Consider the following 12269-nt stretch of genomic DNA (forward strand, 5'->3'; position numbering starts at 1 on the left):
ATCGCGTTCAGTTTAATCATCAAGGTCGAGTCCTTGGGCAACTGGGCCGGGTGACGCTGATCCGGCAGAACAACCTCCAGGTGAAACGATGCGTTACGGTATCTACATTGATCGGAGTCGTTCGCAAAGGTTGCCCGCAGCCATAAGCGGGCGCATGGCTAGATGCAAGGTCAAACGCAGACAGGACCTACGCACTTGCGATCAGTTTTCTAGGTTTTGGAGGATTTCTCGCGAGCGCAGCCCGCGAGAAATCCTCCAACTGCGTCAGTCCTTGCAGCATTGAACGAAACGTGTCTTGGAGCCTTGGAACGTGCTTTTGAGGGTTGCCAAATGTCGCCGCGCATTTCTGCCATTATCTGTACGCATAATCGGGCTGGTTATTTGGCTGGGGCGATCGCCAGTCTGCTGCGTCAGGAGTTCAGAGAACCCTACGAGGTTTTGGTGGTAGACAACGCCTCCACCGATGACACGCGGAATATGGTAGAGCCGTTTTTGCAGGATTCTCGGCTGCGCTATGTGCCAGAGCCGACGCTGGGGCTATCCGTCGCCCGCAACACCGGAGCCACCCACGCCGCCGCGCCCCTGCTGGCCTATTTGGATGACGATGCGATCGCCTCTCCACAATGGCTGCGGGTGCTGTCCGAAGCGTTTCAGGCAGACGAGAATCTGGCGATCGCAGGCGGGCGCGTCTTGCTGGATTGGGAAGGGCGGCTGCCCCCCCGCTGGCTTTCGGCAACCCTAGCCAGCAGCCTCGGCGCATACGACCTGGGCAATGCGCCAGTCAAGATTCAGCAGCCGGGGCAAACGCCACGCGGCGTGAACTATGCCCTCCGGCGCGACTTTTGGGAATCGGTCGGCGGCTTTTCGGAGCAGCTTGGGCGCGTGGGCAACACGCTCCTATCCAACGAAGAACTGCACCTGACAGAACTGGCGCTGCATCAGGGCAAAACGGTTCAATACTTGCCCGATGCCGAAGTTACCCACCGGGTCGCGCCCGAACGCCGCCACCAGGGGTGGTTTCTGGAGCGAAGCTGGTGGCAGGGCGTGAGCGAATATCAGCGGGAACGCCTGACCGGAAAAGCCGGCCTGGGGCAGGTGCGGCGGGGGGGCGATCGCCTCCTGCGGGGACTATACCACTCGCTGCGATACGGCAATGACCCCGCCCTGCGGTTCGATAATTTGGTCTACGCTTACGGACAACTCAGCTATCTGGGGCTAGCACTCCGACACTTAATCTGGCGCTAATAACCCGGCGCTAGTGATCCGACACTTGATCTGGCGCTAGTAATCCACCGCTAGTGATCCGCCGCCAACAAATAATACGCTAACAAATAATATGTCACTGGATGTCACTGGATGTCACTGGATGTCACTGGTAATGACGTAGCTGTGGTCATGCGGCCCTATGAATAGGGCGCTAAGGTTGGTACAGGGCTAATCTCATTCCCGCAAACCGCGCTACAGATGAAAACGCTGAACGCCTCACAGAGACTCGACCCGTAATCCAAAATCGCCAATCCAGAGTCAATATAAGTCTGGTGTGGCGCGAATGGTGATGGCACTCACGTTATGGCACTTGACGACCCGTTGATGGACACAGGGGCAATGGATACCGGAGCAATGGATACTGGGGCGATCGCCCCCCGCCAAACGCAGCGCCGCCCTTGGGCCTTGGGGCTGTGGGCAGTGCTAGTGTTTGGCTTTTTGTATTTGCCCATCGGCGTGCTGGTGCTGATGAGCTTCAACAACTCGCGCATCCTATCGCTGCCGTTTCAGGGCTTTACCCTGCGCTGGTATAGCATAGCCCTGGAAGATGCAGCGATGCGTGTGGCATTGGGCAACTCGATTCGGGTGGCGGCAGTGGCGACGGTGCTGGCATCTGTTTTTGCGCTACTGTCCGCTTTTGCGATTTATCGCTACCAGTTTTGGGGCAAAAACGCCTTTCGCATTGCGCTAAACTTGCCCATCTTGTTGCCAGGAATCGTGACGGGTGTGGCGATGTTGGCCTATTTCTCGGATCTAGGGCTGCCGCTGTCGCTGTGGACCGTGATTTTGGGACATGCCATCTTTGGGCTACCCGTGGCGCTGGGGCCCATGCTAACGCGCCTGGGCCAGTTTCCCCGCAGTCTAGAAGAAGCGGCCTATGACCTGGGAGCCACGCCCGTCCAGGTGTTTCGAGACGTGCTGTTTCCCTACATTCGCAGTGCCGTGGTTGCCGGAGCCTTGCTCGCCTTCACGCTATCCTTTGATGAAGTCGTCGTCACCATTTTCCTCACGGGCCGCGACAACACCCTGCCGATGGAGATTTGGGGTCGCCTCCGCACCAACATCACGCCAGAAATCGCGGCGATCGCCACACTGATCCTTACGGTGAGTACCGTCCTAGTGCTGCTGAGTCAGCAAGCGCAGCGGGACGGGTGATGGCGTGAAGCAGCCGTCTACCTCCCCAGTAAACCTGATCCCCAGCAACCCTGATCCCCCGCAGCCCGTTCCCTTTCCAACTCTTCAACTCCTCCATACCAAACCCCGCTCCATGCCTTCCCAACCCATCGTTTCTCTCGATCGCGTCAGCAAAATCTATGGCAGTGGACAAAAGGAAGTCTACGCGGTGAAAGACGTGACGCTGGCGGTGCAGCCGGGGGAGTTTTTTTCGCTGCTGGGGTCGAGCGGGTCGGGCAAAACGACAACGCTGCGGCTGATTGGCGGGTTCGAGATTCCGGAGTATGGGCAGGTTTGCATCGGTGGCGAGGACGTGACCACCCTGCCGCCCTACCGACGGGCCGTGCATACGGTGTTTCAGAGCTATGCGCTGTTTCCCCACATGACGGTGGCGGAGAATATTGCCTATCCGCTGCAAATTGCAAGTGTGGCGCGGGCGGAGGCAGAACCGCGAGTGGCAGAGGCGATGCGGATGTTTCGGATTGAGGGGCTGGGCGATCGCCGTCCGTCGCAGCTTTCGGGCGGGCAGCAGCAGCGAGTGGCGCTGGCGCGGGCGCTGATCAGCCGTCCCAAGGTGCTGCTGCTAGATGAGCCGCTGTCGGCGCTGGATGCCAAGATTCGAGAAGAGGTGCGGCAAGAACTGCGGGAGCTTCAGCGCGAGACAGGACTGACGTTTATCTACGTGACGCATGACCAAGAGGAGGCGCTGGCCCTGAGCGATCGCATCGCCGTGATGCACAGCGGCCAGGTGCAGCAGTTGGGCAGCCCAAAGGACATCTACAATCGACCCGCCTCGCATTTTGTGGCGCAGTTCATTGGCAAGGCAAATTTTCTGCAAGGCATGGTGCAGGCGATCGAGGGCGACCAGGTGGCGATCGCCCTCAATGGCTTTCCGCTTCGGGCGCTGGCCACCGGAACCGGGCTGACCGTGGGCGAGGCGGCGACCATCATGCTGCGGCCAGAGCGGGTGCGGCTGGTGGCGACGGATGCACCGGGGGCGATCGCCGCGACGATTCGCCAAGTCACTTATATCGGCCAGGTCTGGGAATGCAGGCTAGACACGCCGCTGGGGGGCCTAATGGCGACGCAGCTAGGAGGACAAGTTGCCCCAGCTGAGGGTGATGCCTGCGGGGTGGTTTGGGAAGAGGGCGCGTGCATTGTGCTGCCAGATTAGCTGCCAGATTAAGGGGGCGATCGCAAGACCGTGACTGTTTAATCTGCAATGGAGCGGGACTAGAGCGGTTGCTTAATTGCGATTGATACGTATAGACAAGACCCAAGGGCCCCTTCCTTTTGTGAGATAAGATCGAAATGCTTACTCTAGCCGACTTTCTAAGAAGCAGCAGGACTTCACGCCGAATCTCTCGAAAACCGTTTAAAGATACGGCATCTCGACTTTATTTCTCTAAAAACTACTAGGTTTAGATATTGACTTTTTCCTCAAGAGTCATTTTTTCGGGCTTTTTGGAATTCTGTTGGATTTTTTGAATCAAGCCTGCTCCTGAGAGGTTCTGGCTGCAAGATGCTTGCGTGACGCGCTTATGCTATTTGATGTTCAGCCCTTTTGGGCCCTGTTTGATGAGTCTCTTGACGGGGTTGTGGCGATTGATGCCGTAGGCTGTGTCGTGGGCTGTAATGCATCGGCTTGCAGGCTGTTGGGGCGATCGCGCGAGCTGTTGGTCGGGCAGCCCGCTGCAAACGTGCTGCCTGCCTCTCTATGCCTCGATTTGCAGCGGAGTCAAGAGTCCCGACAGGCTTCGACGGAACCGCTCCGGGGCAAGCTGGATCTGTTTGCCGAAGACGGCACCGCTCGACGGGTGGCCTACGGAATCGCAAGTCGTGCGCTGCCCGACCTAAGCTTGGTCACACTGCGCGAAGTCGGTCACGCCGGGGCAAATTTCCCTGAAAACTGCCAGCAGATAGAGGAACTGCTGCGCCAGCAAACCCAGCGCGAACACGTCCTGCGGGGCATTACTCAGCGCATCCGCCAATCGCTGAGCGTGGAAACGATCTTGTCTACGGCCGTAGAGGAGGTGCGGCGGGTGCTACGGGTTGATCGAGCGCTGATCTTTCGGCTGATCAGCGCTGAAGCGGGCGTAGTGATCCAGGAATCGGTAAATCCGGCCTATCCGCTGACCCTAGAGATGAAGCTGGAAGATCGGTGCTTTGGGGGCAGTTGTCGTGCCTTTTATCAGCAGCACAAGACGCGGCTGGTTCCCGATGTGTATCAGGATGCCTGGGCTGGGTGTCTGGCGGACTATATGCAGCAGTTTCGCGTCAAGTCCAAAATGGTGGCGGCGATTTTGCAGCGCCGCTCTCTCCAGTCCCCAGATCAGACAACCAATGGTGGAAATGCGGCTGAGGGTGTTGGCGATGCAGGCAACGTTCCAGAGATGCCCATGCTCTGGGGGCTGCTGATTGTGCATAGCTGCGAGACGCATCGCCAGTGGCAGACCAGCGAGGCAGATCTGCTCCAGCATATTGCTGATCAGTTGGCGATCGCCCTCCAGCAGGCAGAACTTTATCACCAGGTGCAGCAGTTAAACCTGAGCCTGGAAGACAAGGTGCAGCAGCGCACGGCAGAACTTAAACAGTCGCTCGATTTTGAAGCCATGCTGCGGCGGATTAGCGATCGCCTGCGCGACAGCCTCGACGAGCATCAGATTTTGCAAACAGCGGTGCAAGAGCTAGCCGAGCAATTGCATTTAGACTCCTGTGAAGTTGGTTTTTTTAGCAATGACAGCCGGATCTACACCATTGCCTATGAATATCCCATCAACTTGCCCCCGATTCAGGGCACGCAATTTAACTGTGATGAGCATTACGATGTCGCAGCCTGCCTTTACACGCGCACCTATAGCCATGTCTGTAGTCGGCACCCGCTAACGAGTTGGGTGGGGCTGTTTCGCTGTCCGGTTGCCGACGAGCAAGGAAATCTGGGTATCTTGTCATTGGTCTGTCCGGCAGAGCGGGTGTTTACCGAGCAGGAAATTCGGCTGGCAGAGCAGGTTGCGATTCAATGTGCGATCGCCATTCGCCAGGCCCGTCTGTTTCAGGCTGCCCAGGCTCAGGTCGCCGAGCTAGAACGCCTCAACCAGCTTAAGGACGACTTTCTCAATACGGTGTCTCATGAGCTGCGAACGCCCTTGTCGAATATCTCGATGGCGACGCAGATGCTCGAAATCACTCTGCGCGACATGACCAACAGCGTGACCGAGCCGCTAGCCGTGCAACTGCTCCGGCACGCCGCCCCCTTTGTGCAAATTCTGAAAGAAGAAAGCCTCCGGGAGACCAGTTTAATTAACGATCTGCTCGAACTGGCCCGCGTAGACTCAGAAACGGAGCCGCTTCTGTGGACGACGGTAAACCTGCGGGATATTCTGCCTCACATTGCGGAGCCATTTCTGCAATATGTCCACAACCAGCAGCAACACCTGGAACTTCAGGTTCCAAACGACCTGAAGCCATTGACCACCGACCTCAGCTACCTAGAGCGCATTCTTTCGGAACTGCTGCACAATGCCTGCAAGTACACGCCTGCGGGCGGCGAGATTCAAGTCCGAATCGAACAGGATATTGAGAATATTGAGGATATCGAGGATATTAAACAAGCTGCTGAACAGACTGGGGGTGAGGCTGAAGCGATATCGGTTCCCAGGCAACTGCGGATTTGCGTGACGAATACGGGGGTAGAAATTCCTGCCGAGGAGCGCGATCGCATCTTTGAAAAGTTCTATCGCATTCCCAACAACGACCCCTGGAAATATGGCGGCACGGGCCTGGGCCTGGCGCTGGCTCGAAAACTGGCTGTTCTCATCGGCGGACAGTTGTCGGTCAAGAGCGCCTCGGGGCAGACGACCTTTGTGCTAGCGTTGCCGCTGGCTGGGCAGCCCCAGGATGTCATCACTGCTATCCCCGCCAGCCGCGACACCCACGCCAACGCATAAACGCTGATTGACACTGCCTTTGGGGTGGATGAGAACACAGCGCTGGTGGTGACGGACACCGACACAGAAGATGTCAATTTCAAGGTGCTGGGTCAGAATGGCGTGTTCATTGCTGACCTGACTGGCTCAGAGCCGGGTGAGAAGAACGGCAACTGGACGATTTCTGGCGTAAAAGCCATCTACCTAACTGAAGGCGACACCTACGACCCGCTGACGAAAACGGCAACCTTTGGCGGCAAAACCTCGCTCAAGGGCAGCGAGGTTCCGGGCGAAATTCCCAACACGGAAAACGTCTTTAGCTATTTTGACGACGATCTGGGCAACTGGACCAACCAGCGGGCCTTTACCAACACGGCGATCGCCCTCTTCGGCAGCACCAGCACCACGGCCACCGGCACCAGCCTAGAATCTGACCCGACCTACGGCGTTACCCTAACCAAGGGGCTGGGAGCAGAGGGCTTCTCTGGAGTCGATGGACTGGGGCAGACCCGCGTGTCGTTCAAAGACCTGGACGTGGCGATCGCCCCCACGCCTGAACCTTCTAGCCTGCTGGGGCTGGTGGGCGCAGGCGTATTGGGGGTTGGCCTGCGCCGCAAGCGAAAGCAATAGATCTCGCGAATCCAGCGCCAACAGCGTAGACCGCTGAATAGACCGCTAAATAGACCGCTAAACCATCACGCGCCACAGCGCCCCGTCGTGTACTCAAACGCATCCAGCACCACGGGCGGCTTTCCATCGCCTTTCAAGCCGTAAGTCTTGACCTGCAATCGCTGATCTGGCGTAAAGTGAAGCTGCGTAAACACATGCATCGTGTTGTTGCGGTAGGCAGTCCAGGGCGGCGCAGTGTCGCTCTGAAAGATTGAAAACGAACCGCTCTTGTTGCTCTCTTTGCCTCCAGGACTGGCCTTTAGCCAAGTCACGCCATCTTCCAGGGTGTAGCAAGATTTGGAAGTGGAGGTTGCGGTGATGGACTGGGGCACATTGACCAGCGGGTAGGTTCGCTCATAGGCTTGGTCATGGGAAGAGACAATCAGCTTCACGCCGTACTTTTCCAGCAGTGGCCCAAGCTGCGCCCGCAGCGCCAGGTTAGATGGGTGGCTCTTGCCCTCGGCAAAGGCCGACACATGGGTAAACGGAATAATCCACCGTTTGCCCGCAGCTTGCGCAGCCTGAATGTCCTCCTCCAGCCACTTCAGGGTCCCGTTGGAAACGCCCTGCTCCTCAAAAATCGTGAACAGAGAGATAAAGTGGACATTGCCCACGTCGAAGGAGTAGTTCAGGTTATGGTCAAACCCAGCGGGCGTGGGAAAGCGTTGCGACCAGAGATCGATGTTCTCCTCCAACATAGCCTCATGATTGCCATAGGTTGGCATCAGCGCGGCTTTGCTGGCCACAGGCATCATTTGGTTAAACCAGGCATCGATCGCCCGATCGAGCGGCCGATAGCGTTTGTCGCCATCGTAGTAGGCGTAATCGCCGCCACCCAGCACTAGCAAAGGATTCAGCTTGGCAATTTCGTCGATAATCTGCTGGGTTCCGGTCGAGAGTCCGTCTTTGCGCCCCACTAGCCCCGTATCGGCAACGTACACCACGTCAAACTCACTCGCGCCCCCTGCTGGAGCGGTTCGGAACGTGTAGGGATCGCTCCAGACTGACCAGTAGTCACCTTTCACTCGGTATTCATATTCGGTGTTGGGGGAAAGGTCTTCGAGGGTAACTTCGTGCAACATGCCCTCTGTGCCAGAAGGACGTTGGACTCCTACCCACTCTTGCCACGCCTCAGTGCCCTTCGGACGATATCGTACGTAGGAGGGGGTGTAGTCTCGGTAGGTGCGCCAAACGATGGTCATGGTCGTCGCGGGATCTTTAATCCAAGCGAGATGCACCTGATCGGGTGGGCGGCGGCGGTGTGCTTTGTAGGCAGAGTAGGCAACCGTTGCGCTGAAGAAGAGAAACAGCAGCGCCAGCGCCAGCGCAATGAGCCACTTGGGAAGGGACTTGCTGACAAACCGCCAGCGTGGAACCGATGGAGTTCGATGACGAGCCATGATGGTTTCGGTAGAGAGTTTTACAAGGGTTTACAGACTCTAGAACTTTAGGAATTTTGGGAAAAACAGCCCGAAGCGTGTGTGAGGTCAGTCCCCAGAGGAAGGGATTGAGAACATCGGCCTCAGGGCTATTGAGTTTGGTCTATCGGTCTAACGGTCTATCGTTTTGCGGCGATCGCCCGTTGATAGATTTCCACGGTGCTTGCCGCAATATTGGACCAGTTCAGGTCAGTCTGGCAGCGGGCCAAACCAGCGGCCGCAAAGCGCTCTTGTAAAGCGCGATCGCTCAACAGGTGAATGATTGCGTCTGCTAGGGCGCGGCTGTCTCCGGGAGGAACCAGCAGTCCGTCTTGCCCGTGGTTGACCATTTCTGCCAGCCCGCCAATATTAGAGGCGATCACAGGGGTTCCCATCGCAAACGCCACAGCCGCCACGCCACTTTGGGAAGACTCGACATAGGGCAAGACCGTCACGGTGCTGCGCTGAAATAGCCCTGCCACCGCCTTGAGGGGAATAAACTCGTTCAAAATTTCAAACTGGCGGGGGTCCGGTTCCCCAGAAAAATACTGGCTCAGGTTTTCTCCCCGCCCCGCAACAATCAGCCGCACATCGGGGAAGCGCTCTGCTACCAGCGGCATGGCTTCCACCAGATACCTCAAGCCCTTGTAAGGCCAGATGCGACCAAAAAACAGCAGGGTGTAGGGTTCGCGCGGCAGATGCACGCCATCCGCCCATTTTTGGAAAAAGCTACCAATCTCGCCGTGGGGTAAGACCAAAATGCGATCGCCCGACACTCGAAACTGGCTCACTAGGGCTTCTTTGAGCGGATTGGCATGGACGATCAGCGCCTGCGACTTGTAGAACGCGATGCGGCGGGTATATTCAGACCCCCACACATTGTCGCGATCGCCCGGATGTCGAAACACATCGTGAATCGTGGTCACCAGCGGCGGCATTGAGTTGAAGAACAGCGTCAGGTCATACCAAAAGTCGTTTGTCTCCTGCACATGCAGCACATCGGGTTGAGCCTCCCGAATCAGCCGCATCATCTCCGCCATTGCAAACACATTGCGCGGATCGCGAATCCGAGGCTTGGCAAACGTCCGCACCTTGACGCGCGGATCGAGCGCTTTGCGACAGTCCGCAGAAATCTTTTCTGGATGAATCAACGTTAAATCAACATAATTCGCTAATCCATTGGCCAGCCCAACGGTATATTCCGTAAAGCAAAAGTGCAATAAAACAACCTTCATCAGTGACCCCGCCTATTTCTGCAACAGCTTTGTGTAAACTACTCTGACTCCACCCGCCTGAAACGTCACCATCGCACCCACGAGCAAAAGATAAACCACAGTTGAAATAGTGGTAATTTTCAAAATTTCTTGAACATGGCTTTCGAGAACCCAAAATACTAGCGTCATCTGCCCTGCGATTAAAAGTGGACGCTTGAGGGACTTCCAAAATCGAACTGAGAATAAGTTAAACGAAACGCCGTAGATATACTGTCCGAGACTGATGAACCGCATGAGCAAAACGCAAACTGCCGCCCCCATTAGTTGAAACTGGGAAATCAAAATAATGCCCGTGATACCCGTTAGCGTTGTGGTTACTATCACCTCACGCATATTGATATGTTCGAGGCGATTGGCAACCAGAAGATAGCTCAGAGGGCGAATATATGAAGATGCAATCAGCCCTAGCGAAACAATAGCTAGGGGAACTGCGGCATTTCCAAAATCAGGTCTGTGGTAAACCAGGTTTAGCAACTCTTTGCCAAAAAAGATCAGCGCTATGACCAAGGGCAAAGACACCATCAACAGCATCTCCATGCTCATTTCAGCAAGCTGCCGCTGCTTGTGTCGCCCAAGATCCACCGCCTTTGACATGCTCGGAAAAACGCCGACCGTGAGGCTAGTCGATAAAATATCGAAGGGCTGCATTAGTTGCATAATGGCCCCGTAAAGACCAACGATAACCTCTCCGCCTAGCACCGAAAGAATCAGGATTTGCATCCGAGCGTTGATCACTGAAACGCCTTCAATTGCAACAAACGTCCGCACCGACTGCACCGATTGTCGGATAAATGCTCGATCAACCTTCCAGCAGGGAATGACCGATCTCAGCAACAACCCCCACTGAAAAAATAAGATGAGTATTTCCGAGAAAAACATCACCAAGCTCAGCCCAACAACCCCGTACCCTGACTGCATTGCCCAAATCATCACGGGCAGACGCAAAATGTAAACCGGAACCGTGGTAGCAGCAATCAGATACATCTTCTCTTTGGACTGGAAGATAGCCTCTGATATGTTTGACAAAGAGAATGGGAAAATAGTCAGCCCCATGACGTAACAAACCAGCGTTGTGTCGTCCTGATAGGGTAATAAATACACAACAAGTACCAAGACTGCATAGGCAATGGTGCTGAATAGAAGTTGCAGTAGGGTGCCGCTTACCAAATAGGTTGGAGTTTGTTCTGGGTTGCGAGAAAGCTCTCGCGTGAACAAGACCTTGAACCCCTGCGAGGCGAGGCTCATGAAAATAAAATAGTATCCAAAAGCGAGAAGATATTGACCCAGTTCGTATGCGCCTAACAAACGAGCGATAAGTGCGCTGAGTGCAAATGTAGTGATACTTTGAGTCAGGCGCGTTATGAAAATTGAGAATGAATTTCCAAGTAGTCGCTTTCCTATCATCAATAGCGATCCTCTTTTGGATATATCGAAATCGAGTCTCTACTGCGATCGCCCGTTCCAATTTGCTCATTGAGATAAGAGGCTTCACCGCGAATCACAATTTGCTGAGTGATCAAAACTATTGGTTGGATAAGCGAGTTTCGTAGGCAAGTGCATTTTTTTGGAAATAATAGCGCCAGCGCCGTTGCAGAATATTGCTCAGCTGACTTGCAAAATGCACGAAGAAATAGGGATTTCGCACGGCGGCGATCAAGGCCTTGAAATGCTGCTTTTGCTTGAGCGGTTCAACCACTCGATAGTAGGCTCGGTTGCGCTTGAAGACGGCAAGATTATGAGAGAGCGATCGCACAAGTCGAGGATTGCTCCTGACCGTCTCTTTTTGCAAGAAGCTTTGAGCTGCGCGGCAGTAGCCGTCTAGTCGAGCAATTTTGCTCTGCTTGACCAAGGAGTTGGGGCGGAAGCGGTAGTAGTAATATGGCTCTGGCACGAGAAAATAGCGTGCGCCATTAATCAGGCAGTTCATATACAGCCAGAAGTCTTGCCCAAGGCGCAGCGAGAGGTCATACTCAATGCCGTGTTTAATCAAGAACTGACGGCGCATCAGCGGCTTGCTCAATCCCAGGTGTAGCCCCTGCTGTCCGTAGACATCGGTTTCCACAAAGAAGACCGGATCGACTCGGCGGATTTCTGTAATCGCGTGCCCGCTTCCCTGAATTAACGTGCTTAGAGGGGTGTCGCTGCCATCCTGCACGTAATAAAGGTCGTCGGCTACCATATCTGCCTGCTCTGCTTGGGCAACCTGGAGAAGACGTTCTAGGCGCTCCGGGGCGTACCAGTCATCGGAGTCTAGCACGGCAATCCAGTTGCCTCGGGCTTCTCGCAGAGCGCGATTGCGAGCGCCCGCTGCCCCCATATTCCGGTCATTCACAAAGACCCGAACCCGCTCATCTTGAAAGCGCCTGGCGACCTCTGCGGTGCTATCGGTCGAGGCATCGTCTACTACGAGAACCTCGATGTTGAGCAGGGTTTGGTCGAGGGCTGAGGCGATCGCCCGTGCGATATACAACTCAGTGTTGTAAGCAGGGATGATAACAGAGACTTCGGGATTCATAGGAAGCGCTGGGGTAGATCTGCAAAAA

At 55.5% G+C, this 12269-nt stretch carries 9 protein-coding genes; 5 read left to right on the plus strand and 4 right to left on the minus strand.

The genetic code is table 11. The annotated features are described in order from the left end of the window. Positions 1-330: 330 nt before the first annotated feature. From IGS51_RS17515 to IGS51_RS17535, 5 genes are all read left to right on the plus strand, one after another. The gene (locus IGS51_RS17515) at positions 331-1245 is read left to right on the plus strand and encodes a glycosyltransferase family 2 protein (RefSeq protein ID WP_297080098.1); all 915 of its coding nucleotides are present in this window, start codon (positions 331-333) and stop codon (positions 1243-1245) included. Between the two features lie 324 nt (positions 1246-1569). After that, entirely contained in the window at positions 1570-2421 is an 852-nt protein-coding gene (locus tag IGS51_RS17520; protein WP_297080099.1) for an ABC transporter permease, read from the plus strand. 112 nt (positions 2422-2533) lie between these two features. After that, entirely contained in the window at positions 2534-3613 is a 1080-nt protein-coding gene (locus tag IGS51_RS17525; RefSeq protein ID WP_297080100.1) for an ABC transporter ATP-binding protein, read from the plus strand. 367 nt (positions 3614-3980) lie between these two features. Further along, entirely contained in the window at positions 3981-6386 is a 2406-nt protein-coding gene (locus tag IGS51_RS17530; protein ID WP_297080101.1) for a GAF domain-containing protein, read from the plus strand. A 24-nt stretch (positions 6387-6410) separates the two neighbouring features. Continuing rightward, complete coding sequence (locus tag IGS51_RS17535) at positions 6411-6995, plus strand: PEP-CTERM sorting domain-containing protein (protein ID WP_297080102.1); 585 nt, start codon at positions 6411-6413, stop codon at positions 6993-6995. A 65-nt stretch (positions 6996-7060) separates the two neighbouring features. Here the strand turns inward: IGS51_RS17535 and IGS51_RS17540 are convergent, their stop codons facing one another. From IGS51_RS17540 to IGS51_RS17555, 4 genes are all read right to left on the minus strand, one after another. Beyond that, positions 7061-8434, minus strand: a complete 1374-nt coding sequence (locus tag IGS51_RS17540; protein WP_297080103.1) for a metallophosphoesterase family protein — start codon at positions 8432-8434, stop codon at positions 7061-7063. 158 nt (positions 8435-8592) lie between these two features. Beyond that, complete coding sequence (locus IGS51_RS17545; RefSeq protein ID WP_297080104.1) at positions 8593-9687, minus strand: glycosyltransferase family 4 protein; 1095 nt, start codon at positions 9685-9687, stop codon at positions 8593-8595. A gap of 12 nt (positions 9688-9699) precedes the next feature. Continuing rightward, positions 9700-11130 (minus strand): oligosaccharide flippase family protein, encoded by a 1431-nt coding sequence (locus IGS51_RS17550; protein WP_297080105.1) that lies wholly within the window; start codon positions 11128-11130, stop codon positions 9700-9702. Positions 11131-11248: 118 nt separating this feature from the next. After that, entirely contained in the window at positions 11249-12241 is a 993-nt protein-coding gene (locus IGS51_RS17555; protein WP_297080106.1) for a glycosyltransferase family 2 protein, read from the minus strand. Between the last annotated feature and the right edge of the window lie 28 nt (positions 12242-12269).

The sequence above is a fragment of the Thermoleptolyngbya sp. M55_K2018_002 genome (genome assembly GCF_015295965.1).
Taxonomy (GTDB): Bacteria; Cyanobacteriota; Cyanobacteriia; order Elainellales; family Elainellaceae; genus Thermoleptolyngbya; species Thermoleptolyngbya sichuanensis.